General features: G+C 51.6%; 10 protein-coding genes. 9 read left to right on the top strand and 1 reads right to left on the bottom strand.

Annotated elements, in window-relative coordinates; all coding sequences use genetic code 11:
- The first annotated feature begins 158 nt into the window (after positions 1 to 158).
- The 7 genes from ABE504_RS14525 (at position 159) to ABE504_RS14495 (ending at position 11,194) form a co-directional block, all read left to right on the top strand.
- Positions 159 to 461 carry a hypothetical protein gene (locus tag ABE504_RS14525; protein WP_430089608.1) on the top strand — a complete coding sequence of 101 codons (303 nt, stop codon included), beginning with the start codon at positions 159 to 161 and terminating at the stop codon, positions 459 to 461.
- Between the two features lie 509 nt (positions 462 to 970).
- Positions 971 to 2,587 (top strand): extracellular solute-binding protein, encoded by a 1,617-nt coding sequence (locus tag ABE504_RS14520; RefSeq protein WP_430089606.1) that lies wholly within the window; start codon positions 971 to 973, stop codon positions 2,585 to 2,587.
- A 177-nt stretch (positions 2,588 to 2,764) separates the two neighbouring features.
- Positions 2,765 to 3,649: an ABC transporter permease gene (locus tag ABE504_RS14515; RefSeq protein WP_430089952.1), complete on the top strand. Its 885-nt coding sequence runs from the start codon at positions 2,765 to 2,767 to the stop codon at positions 3,647 to 3,649.
- A complete protein-coding gene (locus ABE504_RS14510; protein ID WP_430089605.1) occupies positions 3,643 to 4,506 on the top strand; it encodes a carbohydrate ABC transporter permease in 864 nt (287 codons plus the stop codon). Before ABE504_RS14515 ends, ABE504_RS14510 begins: the two co-directional genes overlap by 7 nt.
- Before the next feature lie 49 nt (positions 4,507 to 4,555).
- Positions 4,556 to 6,808, top strand: coding sequence for a helix-turn-helix transcriptional regulator (locus ABE504_RS14505; protein ID WP_430089602.1), 2,253 nt, complete (start codon positions 4,556 to 4,558; stop codon positions 6,806 to 6,808).
- A 22-nt stretch (positions 6,809 to 6,830) separates the two neighbouring features.
- Positions 6,831 to 7,832, top strand: a complete 1,002-nt coding sequence (locus ABE504_RS14500) for a zinc-dependent alcohol dehydrogenase (protein WP_430089600.1) — start codon at positions 6,831 to 6,833, stop codon at positions 7,830 to 7,832.
- Positions 7,833 to 7,939: 107 nt separating this feature from the next.
- Complete coding sequence (locus tag ABE504_RS14495; protein WP_430089598.1) at positions 7,940 to 11,194, top strand: hypothetical protein; 3,255 nt, start codon at positions 7,940 to 7,942, stop codon at positions 11,192 to 11,194.
- A 70-nt stretch (positions 11,195 to 11,264) separates the two neighbouring features.
- Here ABE504_RS14495 and ABE504_RS14490 read toward each other — a convergent pair whose 3' ends face one another.
- Positions 11,265 to 12,710 carry a DHA2 family efflux MFS transporter permease subunit gene (locus tag ABE504_RS14490; protein WP_430089949.1) on the bottom strand — a complete coding sequence of 482 codons (1,446 nt, stop codon included), beginning with the start codon at positions 12,708 to 12,710 and terminating at the stop codon, positions 11,265 to 11,267.
- A gap of 276 nt (positions 12,711 to 12,986) precedes the next feature.
- Here ABE504_RS14490 and ABE504_RS14485 point away from each other — a divergent pair, with 276 nt between their 5' ends.
- On the top strand, positions 12,987 to 13,574 hold the full coding sequence (locus ABE504_RS14485) for a TetR/AcrR family transcriptional regulator C-terminal domain-containing protein (RefSeq protein WP_430089595.1): 588 nt from the start codon (positions 12,987 to 12,989) through the stop codon (positions 13,572 to 13,574).
- 160 nt (positions 13,575 to 13,734) lie between these two features.
- Positions 13,735 to 15,465 carry a sensor histidine kinase gene (locus tag ABE504_RS14480; RefSeq protein ID WP_430089593.1) on the top strand — a complete coding sequence of 577 codons (1,731 nt, stop codon included), beginning with the start codon at positions 13,735 to 13,737 and terminating at the stop codon, positions 15,463 to 15,465.

Raw genomic sequence — 15,465 nt, 5'->3', positions numbered from 1 at the left:
AAGAGACGAGCTGGCAAATAATTAACGGTTGCGGTAGAGCTTATTACGTTGAAAAAACGTCATTATAATATGCACGGTTGAAAGATCGCCTTGGGAGCCGAATAGGCGCTACGGCATCCGATAGCGTAGGCTGCATGATCGAAAAGGAGGAGTGCACAATGGACCACGCCGCCGTCTTCACGAATTTTAGGCCGATATACGTTTTCTTTATTGTCATTCTGCTGATCTTACTCGCGTTGCTGATCACTTCCAAAATGAAGAGCGGACTGATCGACGTTTTTTTCGTGCTAAGTATCGTGGGAATGAGCTCCGTCGTATCTGCGTTTATGACGTATCAAATTGGCATTCTTTCGGATGAGCTAGGGATCGGTGGAGATCCCGTTTCCTTCATCATGTTTATTGTTATCGTTGCCTTGTCAATTGCGAACTTGTTCGTTTACTTCGGGAAAAAAAGGAAATGACCTGTAGCCGCTGTGACTGCCGCGCTTTCCTGCATTTTGTACATCAATTTTTGTGCGCATTGGGGTTTTGAATCATGAATCCTGCATTTTGTGCAGCTAATTCGGCCCACTTCTCAGGAAATCGGGGAAAAAGAGGGGGGAAGCCGAAAATTAGATGTACTTTATACATGTAATCTCAGATTTTGGGGAGTTTCGGGCGATTTAACTGTAGGTTTTGCAGGAAGTGGGCGGGAGAGAAGTCGTGGCGCAGGATGCGAGGTAATGTTCAGCGCTATCGTCACCGAGGAATGCAGAAATAAGCTCCCGTCCCCGCCTTCGATTTTATGATTTTCCACCACTTTAGCATTCTCCACACGCCCAAAAACCTTGATGAATCAAGGTTTTTTTGCTTTTCAGCAAGATGGCTGCGAAAAAATGACGGGTGCGGAAATCACGAGGTTTACGAATGAAGAAAGCGCTTTTATGATAAATTCAGAACACAGTACCAACCAAAAAAGGGAGGAACGAACATGTCCAAGAAGCTGATCAGCTCGCTTGCCGGCATCGCCATGATGACTTCAATCTTGGCCGCTTGCAGCGGAACGACCGGGGAACAGAAGGAAGGAGGTGCCACTGCCAGCGCCAGCGCCTCAACTGCCCCCGCAGCCACGCAAGCCGCCAATCCTTACGGAGATACGGGCGGGTTGAAATTGCCGCTCGTCAATGAACCGACGACGATTACGTGGATGCTGCCGAGCAACTCGACCAACATTAAAGAAGATAAGCTCGTGGTTCAGGAAATTTTGAAGCGTACCGGCATTAAAGTTGATTTTCAAACATATTCCCCGCAAACCTACCAAGATAAGCTTAAAGTCATTGTCGCCTCCGGGAAGCTGCCGGATATTTTTGAAGGGCTCAAGGCGGCGGAGCTGAAAAAGATAGGGAAGCAAAAAGGCGTTGTCGCTATCAACGATTTCGCCGACATCCTGCCGAATTTTAAGAAGCTCTATATGGAAGAGAACAGTTGGGTCGTCAAATCCTACGGCGATGAGAATGGAAAGCTCTATACGTGGCCGATTTATGATTTGAATCGCGATGTCAATCACGGCTTTTTGTACCGCAAGGATGTATTCGACAAGCTCGGGATTAAGGAATGGACCAACACGGAAGAGTTCTACCAAGCGCTGAAGAAGCTGAAAGAAGCGTATCCGAACGCCTACCCGTACGCCTCCAAGGGGTTGGTGAGTATTTTTAAAGACTGGTCCTACGGCTGGGGCATCGGCAGCGACGCCTATCCGGCGTACTACGATGAGAAGGATAAAACGTGGAAGTTCGCCAGCATTCAGCCGGAACACAAGAATATGCTGGATTTCATGAAGAAGCTGTATAACGAAGGGCTGATCGATCCTGAGTTTTTGACGGACACGCAGGATTCCTGGACAACCAAGATGACGACGGACAAATCGTTTGTGACATGGGATTGGATCGGCCGTTTGGATTTGTTCTATAACCAGATCAAAGCGAAGAACCCGGACTATAATTTGCGCTATGCCAATCCGGTCGGTCCGACGGGCAATATCCGAACGCTGCCAAAGGTGTCCGATTTCAGCGTGACGGTGGCGAACAATAAAAATAAAGAGACGGCGTTAAAGCTGCTTGACTATTTGACCTCCCCGTCCGGTTCGCAATTGATGACGCTCGGGGTTGAAGGGGTTAACTTCGAGTGGGGCAAAGACGGCGCACCGGTGTATCCGGAGCTGAAGGATCTGCCGCTCGTCGACATTTCCGTGCTGGAAGACCGCTATGCAATGTGGCTGGAAAGCGCCTATCTTCGCCCGGATCACCGCAGCGTCTACTACAAATTCTCCGAGAAGGAGAAAGAAGCGCAGGATAAAATCCTGAAAGGCAACAAGCGGGAGCCGATTGATCCGATTCTCAATTTTACCGATGCGGAGATTTCTACCCTCGCCGAGCTGCAAACGTCGCTGCAGAAGGCGGCCGAAGAGTTCAATGCCAAGTATGTGCTGGATAAAAAATACGGCGACGAGCAATGGGAAGAATGGAAGAAATCCGTTGCCAAAAAAGGCGTGGATGCCTACATGAAAGTGTACAACGACGCACAGAAGCGGTACGACGCCGCGAAATAAGAAAGCATCCGGGCAGGGGCGCCTTAGGCTAACGTTATCTGACACTAGGATAAAGGCGCCCAGCCGGGATCGGATTGGAGGGGAACCCATGTGCAACAACCCATCGTAGAGGAAACAGCGCCCAAACGGCAGCGGACGGCATCGATACAAGTCCGATGGGCTGCGGCCTTCAAGCATATGAAGCGGGATCGTCAGCTGCTCATTTTATTTGCCCCGTGTCTGCTGTTCTATCTTCTTTTCCGGTACGGGCCGCTTTACGGCTTAATTATCGCCTTTAAAGACTACAGCGTGTTTACCGGAGTCTGGGGCAGCGATTGGGTCGGCTTCAAGTATTTTATCCAATTTTTTACGAACCAGGATTTCTGGCTGCTCTTTCGCAACACCTTCCTGCTGGGCATTTACACGCTCGTCTTCGGCTTTCCGTTTCCGATTCTGCTCGCCATCCTGTTGAACGAAGTGCGCTTAGCCTGGTTTAAAAAGTCCGTGCAAACCTTGAGCTATTTGCCGGCTTTTCTATCCGTAGTCATCGTCTGTTCCATGATTATCGACTTCCTGTCCCCGACGAGCGGGCTGCTCAATCAATTGTTGGCTGCGCTCGGCTTCCCCAAGAAATATTTCCTTGTGGACCCGAACTGGTTCCGCCCGATCTACGTGATCTCGGATATTTGGGAGAAAATCGGCTACGAAGCGATTATTTACCTGGCGGCGATTGCGGGAATCAACCCGACGCTGTATGAGGCGGCGAAGGTCGATGGCGCAAGCCGCTTCCGCATGATGCGGCATATTACGCTGCCGGGGCTCATGCCGACGCTGCTCGTGATGTTTATTTTAAAAACGGGTTCGATGATCCGCATCGGCTACGAGAAGGTGCTGCTGCTGTACAATCCGTTGACATATGAGGTTAGCGATGTATTTTCCACCTATGTGTATCGGAAAGGGTTGTTGGAGTCGAACTACAGTTATGCGGCAGCAGTGGGCATGTTTGAAGCGTTAGTTGCGATGGTCATGCTGCTCGGCGCCAATTATATCAGCAAACGGATCGGGGGGAACGGACTATGGTAGGCAGCCGCAAAATCACGCTGTTTACAGTTGTAAACGCCCTCTTGTTATCTGGGATCGCGATTGTGACGCTGTATCCGGTGCTGTATATCCTGGCGGTGTCGCTCAGCGATACGTCGGCGGTCATTCAGGGCAAAGTGTTTCTCTTTCCCAAAGGGCTCAATCTCGACGCCTATCGGGAGGTGCTGAAGAACGATAAAATTCCGCGTGCGTACTTAAATTCGGTGTATTATACGGCGCTGGGCACGTTCATTAATCTGCTGTTTACGGCGATTGCCGCCTATCCGCTTTCGCAGCGCACGTTTTTCGGCAGAAAGTTTTTCATGCTGATGATCGTGATGACGATGTTTTTTAACGCGGGAATTATTCCGACTTACATGGTCGTACAGCAGCTTGGGCTGCTCGATACGGTGTGGGCGTTAGCGCTGCCGAATGCGATCTGGACGATGGAGCTGATTATTCTCAAGAGCTTCTATGAAAATATGTCCTCCCAGATTCGCGAGGCGGCAGTCATCGACGGCGCATCCGATTACCGCATCCTGTTCTCCATCGTCATTCCGCTTTCCAAGCCGGCGCTGGCCTCCATCGGGCTCTTCTACTTCATGGGGCATTGGAACAGTTTTTTCCTCCCCATGATTTATTTGAGCGACAAGGACATGTATCCGCTGCAGGTGGTGCTTCGGGATATGCTGATCTATAACGCTGAGAATGATGCCGGTCTGGTCGATCGGGCTGCGCTGGCGCCGCAGGCGATGAAGAATGCAACGATTGTCCTGTCGATGATTCCCGTACTGCTGATGTATCCGTTCGCGCAAAAATACTTTGCCAAAGGGGTGATGCTCGGCTCGGAAAAGGGTTGAAACGGGCGCATGTGGAATAGTAGTTGGATGAACTTAGCGAGGTGACAAGATGACGCCCATGAATCGTTTAATGGCGAGCAGAGGACTTCTACAAATTTTTTGCGCATTATTGTTAGTCATCGCGATCATGTTTATCGCCAACTACATCGTCTATAAGAACTCGATTTCCGGGATTTATGAGAAAGTGACAGAGAACAACAAGCTTATCGTGCAAAATATTATTCAGTCGTTCGACAGTTCCTTTGCTGCGGTGAACAATCTGATTTTTTCAGTCCACGGACTGCCGTATGATCCGGGGTTGGAAGACAAGACGATCGATATGGTTAAAGTGTATACGCTTCAGGAGCACCTGGCCAGATTGGCGTCGTCCATTGATTATGTAGAAGACATCGTCGTGTACTATGAGGGACAGGATTTGGCGGTAACAGCCAAGGGAACCAGCGATTTCGGTGTTCTGTTCGATAAAAAGTATAAACACGACACGTACACATCCAATTATTGGAAAATGTTTACAAGCTCCAAGCATGCACTCACCTTTTTTCCGATCGCGGATTTTGCGGTGTCAACGGATGGTTTAACGCGCAGAAGCCAGCAATTGATGGTCGTCATGGACGGAAACAAGGTGCGCCTGTCCAACAAGAATGTGATGGTGCTGCTGAATGCGGAGAAGCTGCTCAAGCAAATCGATCTGAAGTCGATGATTCCCGGCGCTTCCCTTCTTGTGCTGGACGCCAACCGCAATGTGGTGCTGAGCACCGATCCGACGCAGGAGCCGGGCGATCTTCTGAACGAGGTGTATTTTAGCCCTGAGAAGGAAGCGACGCTGACCCGCAAAAATGTAGAGTATCACTTCTATAAGTCGGAATACAACGACTTTATCTATATCAACAAAGTGCCGTATCAGTTTCAAAATATTAATTCCGTGGGCAACGCCAATTACATGATTATGATGTCTGCGATCATTTGCGCGGTGCTGCTGTCGGCCTTCCTCAGCGTCTATTTGTACCGGCCGGTCAAGGATATTCTAAAGCTGTTCGGCGGCGGCCATTTGAAAGGGAACGATTTCCGCAAAATCTACAGCGGTATCGTCAAGGTGCAGGCGGAGAACGAAACACTGAAGGAGCAGATCCGATTCGCGGATCAAGAGCTGCGCAGGAGTCTATTTCTGCAAATGCTGGACGGCTACGCCCATACCCGGGAGCTGGAAATGCAGCTGCAGCCGGTGTATGAGTTCTTTTTCCCGGAGCGGCAGTTTGTCATGGCGGCTGTGCAGATCAAACTTCCCGCGGAGGGCGATTCCCGGCAGGAGCCCCGGATCGAAGCGATTACGCGCATGTTGGAGGACGCGCTTGGCGAAGCGGGACCGGTTGCAGCCTTTTATACCGGCGGCTTGCAATTCATGGTGATGGTTGGGATTTCCCAGCCTTCCGGACGAAGAGAGGTGCTTGATAGGCTGGAGAGCTGGATGAAGCGGGCAGCGAAGGAGGAACTCGCAGGCTTCGGGCTGTGGGCTGGCCTCAGCAGGCTATATGAGTCTAAAGTATCGAGCTGCCAGGAAGCCTACCAGGATCTCCAAAACGGCCGGGACTACCGAAATATTGATTCCGCTTGTGCGGTTGTCGATTTGGAGAGTATTCGGTACGTACCCGCGATTCAATTTTCGTTTGAGAAGATGGAGAAGCTGTCCAATACCTTGCTTAGCGGCAAAACAGATGAGGCCTTAAGCCTCCTGGAGAGCTTATTTGAAGAGAATGCGGAGCGCGGCATTCATCATTATCAGTTTGCTCATCTTGCGAAAAGCCTTTTCTTCTATTTGATAAAGCCTAACGAACAGGCTGCGGCCGATAGCAAAGAAAGCCTGCAGCTTGAGATGGCATTCTGCCGGCGGGTGGATCACGCTTATAGCAGCGCCGAGGTGATGGAAGCGTTGAAGGAAATCGTGCGGTTCATCGGCAGCAAACGGCTGCAGGAAGGGAAAAGCAAGCTGAACCCGGAGTTCATCAACCAATATATTGAGCTGCATTATATGGAGAATTTGTACCTCGACCATATGGCAGAGCTGCTGAATACGAGTCCGAAGTATTTTTCTAACTATTTCAAGAAAACGTTCGGCGTCGGTTATGTTGATTATCTCAATAAGGTCCGGTTATCGCATGCGAGGGAGTTTTTGCGGCATTCGGAGCTGAGTGTGGCGGAAATTGGGGAGAAGACCGGTTATCTCAACGCGTCCACGTTCACCACGACCTTCAAGAAATATTATGGCATTTCGCCGAGCGAGTTTCGCAAGAAGACGGTAGGTTGACTGCCGGGAAATGAGGAATGAGATGAAAGCTGTTGCGGCTTTACGGGGGAAGGTTATTGTGACGGATGTGGAGACGGGACCGATTCCGGCGGGACATGTCCGCATTCGAACGGAGTATTCGGCGATTAGTCCGGGGACGGAAATGACATACATTCAGCGAGGGGCGGACCAGCTGAGCTTGCTTGGCTACAGTGCCGTCGGCGTGATTGAGGCGCTGGGGGCGCAGGTCGAAGGGCGCCACGTTGGGCAGCGCGTCGCCTGCTACGGCGCACCGTACGTTCGACACGCCGAATGGCTGACGGTGCCGACGAATTTGACGGCGGTCGTCCCCGAGCAGGTGCTGCCGGAAGAGGCAGCTTTCGCCGGGCTCGGGGCGATTGCCATCCATGCGATCCGCACGGCGGATCTGCGGTTCGGCGAATCCGCCGTGATCGTCGGGTTGGGCATTCTCGGGCAGCTCATCGCCCGGATCGCATCCGCGGCAGCGGTGCGCGTAGCGGCGCTCGATGTGAATCCGCAGCGGGTGGCGCTGGTGCGGCAGGGGAACGTGGCGGGAGCCTATGACAGACAGGACCAGCTGGAGGCGCAGCTGGCTCAGGCGGTTGGCGCAGCCGGTGCGGACAGCGTGATTTTGTGCGCAGGCGGGCCGGGAGAAGCGCTTATGAACAATGCGATGCGCTGGATTCGAGACAGAGGGAGCATCGTGATCGTCGGGGATTTGTCGATGGCGTTCTCAAGGGGACTGATGTTCGGCAAGGAAGCGCGGGTGCTCATCTCACGGGCCGGCGGTCCGGGACGCTATGATGCGCAGTATGAACTGGAGAATCGGGATTATCCGATCGGTTATGTGCGGTGGACCGAGGGGCGAAATGTCGAGGAATATGTTCGCTTGCTGGCGGAGAAGCGCATTTCGCTTCGCGGGCTGATCACCGACACGTATCCGCTCACTCAGGCGGAGATGGCTTATGCGCGCTATGCTTCGGCTTCGCCCGCGATCGGGACGCTTTTGACATATGGGGAATAAGGGCTGACAGAGCGGCGAGGGCTGTGTGGGCGGGAAGGATGCATATTCTTGTGGAAACGCTTTCATTTTGTGTGGGTAGTCTGAAATAACACTTAGGAGGTCGCGTAATGAGAAAGTTGTCCTATCGTATTGTTATCCTTATGATGACTGTAATGTTGCTGGCGGTTGGCTGGGGGGCGGGCGCCGCATCGGCGGCAGAAAGCCGATTGTCCCAAAAGACGTTCGGCAGTCCCGAGGAGCTGTTGATTCCGAACAATTACACGGTTGCTGTTTTTAACGGTACAGTCGGGAAGGAAGACGGGCATTTTGTGCTTTATGCCACGAGCAAAGGAAAGCCGGGCCATCTCAATGTGATCGATCTGGAAGATTACAAGCTGCTGCGCAGTTTGCCCATCGGCCCTTCGGAGAGCTCCTGGGCGCATACGGTAGCGCCGGATGGCACGCTCTATCTGGCTGCGGATGGCGGCGGAGCACGGCTTTGGAGCTATTCGCCGGTGACACACACGCCGGTTCAAGTCGCCCAGTTTGACGGGCAGTCTGTGCCGAACAGCATTACGACGGATGAGCAAGGCCGTGTCTATGTGGGGACGTATCCCGGCGGCAAGGTGTACCAGTATGATCCGGCGACGAAGCTGACCCGCGATTATGGGCGAGTCATCGGGGCGACGGATCAAGAATATGTGCGCTCGATCGCTTATCAGGGCGGCAATGTGTATGCCGGAACTGCACATAAGCAAATCGTACGGGTGAACCTGGCGACCGGGGAGAAAACGGACATCGCTGCATCGCTTCCGTATACGCTAAAAAACGATACGATCTATGATCTGGATACGATTGACGACCGCTACTTGTTCGCCCGCGTGACGGACGGGAGCGGGATACCGGGAGAGGCATACATTTACGATACGGCCGCATCTTCTTGGCTGAATGTGGAGCTGGAAAATGTAACGGGGCTTCATGCCACGGATTCGGTGGGCGGCAAGCTTTATTACATGTCCGAGCAAAAGTTGAAAACGTTTGACTTGGCCACGCATGAAGTAGCGTTAACCGGCATGGAGTATGCTTCCGGGCTGCGCGGCGCGGATTGGGTCGAGTTCCCGAACAACCCCGAGCTTCCGGGCAAAACGCTCGTCACCGTTCGTTACGACGGCGGGGTCACGTATTTGAATATTGAAACCGGGCAGGTTGTTCTGAAACCTCCGGTGATTCCAGGTCTTCCCGGTGTCGTGAATCGTGTGGCGGCCGTTTCTCCGACGCAGCTGATCACGACCGGCTCGCAGGCGCGTTCTTCGCTCGTGAATTTGACGGATAATACCGCGAAGCCATTCAGCATCGGTCAATCGGACAGCGTCTACGCGGTTGGCAGCAAAGTGTACATGGGCGTCTATCCCGAAGGGGCGCTGTATGAATTTGACCTGAATGCAGAGCCGAGTGAAACGAATCCGAAGCGGGTGGCGGTGCTTGGGGACGATCAGGAAAGGCTCGTGAATATCACTGAGGCGGAGGGCAAGCTCTATATTTCTACGATTTCGGGCTACGGCACGTTAGGCGGTTCAATGACTGTGTATGACCCGGCTACGGGCAGTTTCGATGTGAATCGTAACGTCGTAGAGAACCAAAGCGTGCTTAGCACGGCTTATCTGAACGGCAAAATATTCGGGTCTACAACCATTCGCGGCGGTCTGGGCTCGGTGCCGACGGCGGATGAGGCGAGGATTTTCGTCTGGGATGCGGCTACTCAGCAAAAAATCACCGATTTTCCGCTGCGGGTGCCCGGACTTGTGAAGCCGATTTTCATCGGCGATCTCTCGGCGGGACCTGACGGTCTCCTATGGGGCGCGTCCTATGAATATATTTTCGCGATCGATCCTGTGACATACCAAGTTGTGAAAAGCAAGAAAGTGTATCCGAGCCTCAGCTTCAGCCAGTGGGCTCACCATCCGATGCGCTGGTCCGATGACGGACTGCTCTATGTGCTCTTCAATAATAAGCTGACGGTGATTGATCCGGAAACGCTGGAATCCCGCACGCTGGCGGACACATCACGATTCGATTTGGGTATGGACGGCAATCTGTATTTCACGGATCAAGCGACGAATACGATTCTGTACCGCATTGAGGTTGATGGAGAATACGTAGAGCCGCCGCCGGGGCTCCCTGTGGCTGTGCGCAATGCGGGCTTTGAGGAGCCTTTGAGCGGCAGTACGATTCCGGGCTGGTCCTCACTTTTTGCAACGGCAGACGATTACCGCTATGAGCTTAGCGATGTGCAGCACTTGACGGGCGGCAAAAGTCTGAAAATCATCGATCGGTTACGCACGGCGTCTGTTGCCCTGCAAAGCGCCAAAATTCCGGTCATCCCGGGCCAGGAGTATAAAGCTAGTGTGAACATTTATATCGAATCCGGTCAGCCGGGCTTTATGTTCCGCTTCTTTGACAAGAACAACGCGACGCTTTCAACCTTGGAAATTCATCTGGACGAATCCCGGTTGGCCCAATGGCAGAACGTCACGCTGCAAGGGAAAGCGCCGGAAAATGCAGCTACGGCCAGTCTGATTGCCGTAACGAGCCGGTATAATATTTCATCCGCGTACTATGACGATTTCGCTGTCAGTGTGAAGGATACGCGGATTCCCGTTTCGGTTGCTTCCGTAGACCCGCAGCCGAACGCGTACGGCTGGGTGAACCGTGACGCCGACGTTGCGATCACGGCGGATGGCGCTTACCGCATCACGTATGGGACAACGGGTGCGCAGGCGGCAGAACCGGTGACGGTGCAGGGCAGCGAAGCGCATCTGTCCGTCACGGCGGAAGGCGTTACGAGCGTGACGTATAACGCCGTCAACTTCTCAGGCCTGGCGGAAGCTGCGCATACCCTGGACGTTCGGGTCGACAAGACCGCGCCTGTCGTGGCGTTCTCCGGCCAGCCGGTCTATACCGTGCAGCAGGCCGTATACATTGGCTGCGCGGCTTCCGATGCTTTGTCCGGGCTAGTGACGAACCCGTGCTCCGCGCAGCTCGTTCAGGCGCCGGCCTACACGTTCGAGCCGGGTGCGCACGATGTCTTGGTGACGGCTGTCGACAAGGCGGGGAATGCGACTGATGCGGTCTTTACGTATCGAATCGACGTTACGTATGAGGGAATGTATGCGCTCATTCGTGAGTTTGTGAGCGGGAACCGGATGCTTGCCGAAGCGCTGTGCAAGGAGCTGATGCTGGCGCAGGAGGCGGAGCAGCGCGGCAAGCCGATGATCAAGAATGGGATTCTTAGGGCTTTCGCGCTGGAGATGAATGCTTTGAGCGGCAAGAAATTGACGGCGGAGCAGGCGCAAATCCTGAAAAAGCTGGCTGGTTATCTGTAACGAAGACAACGAAAACCCCGAGGGCATATGCCCTCGGGGTTATTTGTATGAGCAGGGTGTAACAGCCGTGTTAAGCCTCTGCCATCTTGCTAAGCTTCGCCGCTTTGGAAACTTCCTCGTCGGACGCCTGCTTCACGCGTTTGATGAAGAATGCGAGCACAAGGCCGACGATACCGATGCCGATAATGACGAGGTACGCATCGTTGATCCCTTGGATCGAAGCCTCCATGATGAGATGCTCCTTGGTATCGCCTTTCGCGAGACCAGCCGCCATCGTGTCGGTCAAGTGCGTTTTGGTACGGCTCGTCATGACGGTGACGAGCAGGGACGTACCGACTGCGCCGGCCACCTGGCGGATCGTATTGGAGATCGCCGTGCCGTGGGCGTTGAGCCGGTTCGGCAGCTGGTTGAGGCCGGCTGTCTGGATCGGCATCAGGAACAAGGCCATCCCGATTCGGCGGCCTGTCGACATGAGCACCAGGTACGTGTAGCTGGTCGAATCGGTCAAGTCGATAAAGCCGATCGTGGTCACGATCGTAATGATAATGCCGACCACGGCAAGCCACTTGGCTCCGAAGCGGTCGAAGAGTCGGCCGGTCACCGGCATCAGGAAGCCCATGACGAGGGCGCCCGGCAGGAGAAGCAGACCGGATTCCAGCGCGGTGTAGCCGCGCGCATTTTGCAGGTATAACGGCAGCAACATCATGTCTGCATACATGATCATGGTGACCGCAATACTAATTACGGTAGTGAGCGAGAACATATTGTATTTGAAAGCCCGCAAATCCAGCAGTGGATTGCTTGACACCAGTTGTCTCCATGTAAAAAGGATGAGCGAAACAACGCCGCCGATGATCGACCAGATCACCTCTGCGCTCGACCAGCCTGCACTGCCTGCGCGGCTAAAGCCGTACAGCAGAACACCAAAGCCAATCGTGGACAGACTGACACTCAGGATGTCAATTTGCGTTTTTTGACGTTCCGAGACGTTTTTCAAATAGATAAAGCCAAGAATAATCACGAGAATGGAAAAAGGAATCATGCCGTAAAACATCGTTTCCCAGGCGTAGTTTTCCAAAATATAACCAGCCAATGTAGGCCCGATTGCCGGTGCAAAAATGATGGCGAACCCGACCATGCCCATCGCGGCGCCTCTTTTTTCAGGCGGGAACAGCGTCAGGATGACTGTCATCAAGAGCGGCATAATAATGCCGGCGCCTGCTGCTTGAATCATACGCCCTGTGAGCAGTACTTCAAAGTTCGTTGCTAAGGCGCACACCACGGTGCCGACGAAAAAGACCATCATGGACGCTTGAAAAAGCTGCCTCGTCGAAAAGCGCTGCATCAAAAATGCGGTAATTGGAATCAACACGCCGTTGACGAGCATGTAACCAGTTGTCAACCATTGAGCCGTTGTGGCGGAAATATTGAAATCCACCATCAATTCCGGCGTAGCCACACCCATCAGCGTCTGGTTCAGCGTCGCTAGAAAGGCGCCTAAGATCATGATGAACATGATCGGCCCTTTTTTGACCGAACTGCTGTCAGTTATCTTGCTAGTACTCACCCTACTCCATCCCTTTCGTCTCTTGTCTAGACTAAATTTACAATGTGTAATATAGTTAACATTGTATAAAGTAGATTAAAGCAGATTAGGGCAGAACACAAGCAACAGGTTCAGTAGAAATGTCAATTACTTGACACGTTCTTTGTGCAATGTCTTTTATCTTGGGAAAAATCGATGAATCTTCATCATCTGTAGCTTAATGTAGAAAGGAAGTCAGGGCTATATATGGAAGCGAAAACGCCGCGGGTTGACCCTCGCATCATCCGCACGCGACAGCTGCTCAAGGATGCTTTTATTGAACTGCTGCAAGAAATGGACGTTGAGAAAATCTCTGTCAATCGGATTGCGGAACGCGCCACAATTAATCGTGTCACCTTTTATCTGCATTACAAGGATATTCCGGACATGCTCGATAAGCTGGCGGATGACATGGTTGCTGAGATTAAAGAAAGTATTACTTCCCCTGCGGTGAAACAGCAAGAAGGCGAGAGCGAGAACTGGCGGATGCTTGTTAGTTTGCTTCAGCATATTGCCGATCATTCGAAGTTTTACAAAGTTATTTTGGCCTCCAAAGGCACGCCGATTTTTAAAGAACGACTGCTTAAAATGCTGACAGAGCTGATCTCGGAACGGATTGATCAAGCTTGGAACGAAGCTGAAGTGGGCATTCAAAAGGACATCGCCATCTGGTACGGGGCCTCGTCTCTGATCGGCACGATCGTCGGCTGGCTGCACAAGGATATGCCGTATACGCCGCGGTTTCTGGCGAAGCAGTTCTTCATGATGCGGGCATATTCGAATCCGAATTTGTAGGTTGTCGTGAAATGCACATTGCAATGTCGTCGAAACGGTAGTGCAGTATTGTGAAATTTGTTATGATTCAGGAACTATAAAAATACCGACAATAGGAAGATGAACAGGACTGTCGAGCCTAGCTTGGCAGTCTTTTAATTAACCTTATGGGGGAAAAGCAATGAAAATCCTTCCTATTTCATGGAATTCGATAAGATTCAAGCTGGTGGTGGGACTTCTGCTCGTAACGGTCCCGCTTATTGCCTTGCTCTTTTACAATAACTTTTACAGTATTCGGGTCGTTCACAATCAAGTAGCCTTATCCAATAAAAATTTGATCTCGTTATACATGGGGCAGATCGATACGCAATTAAGAGATGCAGAGCGGAACTTGATAGGGTTAATGACCTCCGACTATGATATTCAATCCATGAACATCCCTAATTCAGAGGACGAGTATCAATTGGCGAAGCACAGTGTTTCCAATAAATTATCGAGCGATATTCTTCTATATAAATCGATTGACGCCTTCTTCGTCTATTCCGATTCGCGGCATGATTTACTGGATGTATTCAAATTGAACATTGATTTTACCGAGCGGGATCGGGTTGAACAGGAATTATTTACGATTTTAGGCAGTCATCCGGACTCTGCGGAAACAGAAAGTCGGTGGTTCGTGAGACGAATCGGACAGGACTTTTATGCCCTTCGTATTCTTCGATCGGGGGATCTCTATATCGGGGCATGGGTCAATGCGAAGACACTGCTGATCCCTCTGAATCTGATCGACTTAGGCCAAGAGGGCAGCGCTCTTCTCGTCAGTAAAGCGGGAGAGCTCATGATCAGTACGAATAAGCTGCCGGATGAGCGGGTCGACTTTACCCGAGGGTTTGACCAGTATTATATGTCTGGTAATAAGAATAGTTTGCTGGTCGTCGGGGAACCTTCACAGGAAGGTAATTTTAGTCTGGCCGCCGTTATTAAAGATAGCCAGATGCTGCAGAATCTGCCGAATTTATCTCGCCTAACCTTATTTATTTCGGTCATCTCCATGGCGTTATTGCCCTTGAGTCTCTTTTTCCTTCGTCATATTTTGTTAGTTCCGTTAAAACGATTGATTATGGTGATGAAAAGAATTAATGACGGGAATGTCAATGTTCGGATCGAATCGCATAAAGCTTCTGATGAAATTGTACTGGTGAATCAAACCTTCAATCATATGATGGCACAGATTGAGGAACTCAAGATTCATGTGTATGAGGAACAGCTCAGCAAGCAGAAGGCGGAGCTGCAGCACTTGCAGCTTCAGATTAACCCGCACTTTTTCATGAATTCGTTAAACATCTTGTTTAATCTGGCGCAAGTGAAAAACTATGAGTTGATTCAGGAGATGACCTTATGCTTAGTCCGTTACTTCCGGTTTATGTTCCAAAGCAATCTAACATTTGTTTCTCTTCGCGAAGAGCTTCAGCATGTCCGTAATTACGTACGCATCCAAGAGCTGCGGTTCCCGGAAAGCCTCACGTGTTCCATTGATGCACCTGATTTTTTGGAAAATGTCCCCGTTCCCCCTCTCGTGATTCAGTCCTTCTTGGAAAATTCGATTAAGCACAGTGTGACGCTGGAAGAACCGGTTCATATCACCGTTTCGATTGATTTGAAAGAAACCGCTCTGGAGCCGTATATCGAGATTATCATTCAGGATACAGGAAAAGGATTTTCGGAGCACGTGCTGGCCATGATTCGTTCGGGAAATACGGTACAGGACGAACAAGGGGAGCATATCGGGATTTGGAATGTTCGGAAGAGGTTGCAGCTTCTGTATGGAGGGAAAGCATCCATTTCCTGTTACAACGGGTATCCGCAAGGCGCAGTTGTCGAAATCAAACTGCCCTACGAGACGAAGCTTTAA

The sequence above is a fragment of the Paenibacillus oryzisoli genome, from assembly GCF_050467285.1.
In the GTDB taxonomy this organism is placed as follows: domain Bacteria; phylum Bacillota; class Bacilli; order Paenibacillales; family NBRC-103111; genus Paenibacillus_E; species Paenibacillus_E oryzisoli_A.
This window is presented reverse-complemented; position numbering and strand designations above follow the sequence as displayed.

What these genes read in the sequence shown, in the direction of transcription:
- ABE504_RS14525 (WP_430089608.1), top strand. Translation starts at nt 159, where the DNA reads ATGGACCACGCCGCCGTCTTCACGAATTTTAGGCCGATATACGTTTTC.
- ABE504_RS14520 (WP_430089606.1), top strand. Translation starts at nt 971, where the DNA reads ATGTCCAAGAAGCTGATCAGCTCGCTTGCCGGCATCGCCATGATGACT.
- ABE504_RS14515 (WP_430089952.1), top strand. Translation starts at nt 2,765, where the DNA reads ATGAAGCGGGATCGTCAGCTGCTCATTTTATTTGCCCCGTGTCTGCTG.
- ABE504_RS14510 (WP_430089605.1), top strand. Translation starts at nt 3,643, where the DNA reads ATGGTAGGCAGCCGCAAAATCACGCTGTTTACAGTTGTAAACGCCCTC.
- ABE504_RS14505 (WP_430089602.1), top strand. Translation starts at nt 4,556, where the DNA reads ATGACGCCCATGAATCGTTTAATGGCGAGCAGAGGACTTCTACAAATT.
- ABE504_RS14500 (WP_430089600.1), top strand. Translation starts at nt 6,831, where the DNA reads ATGAAAGCTGTTGCGGCTTTACGGGGGAAGGTTATTGTGACGGATGTG.
- ABE504_RS14495 (WP_430089598.1), top strand. Translation starts at nt 7,940, where the DNA reads ATGAGAAAGTTGTCCTATCGTATTGTTATCCTTATGATGACTGTAATG.
- ABE504_RS14490 (WP_430089949.1), bottom strand. Translation starts at nt 12,710, where the DNA reads ATGTTCATCATGATCTTAGGCGCCTTTCTAGCGACGCTGAACCAGACG.
- ABE504_RS14485 (WP_430089595.1), top strand. Translation starts at nt 12,987, where the DNA reads ATGGAAGCGAAAACGCCGCGGGTTGACCCTCGCATCATCCGCACGCGA.
- ABE504_RS14480 (WP_430089593.1), top strand. Translation starts at nt 13,735, where the DNA reads ATGAAAATCCTTCCTATTTCATGGAATTCGATAAGATTCAAGCTGGTG.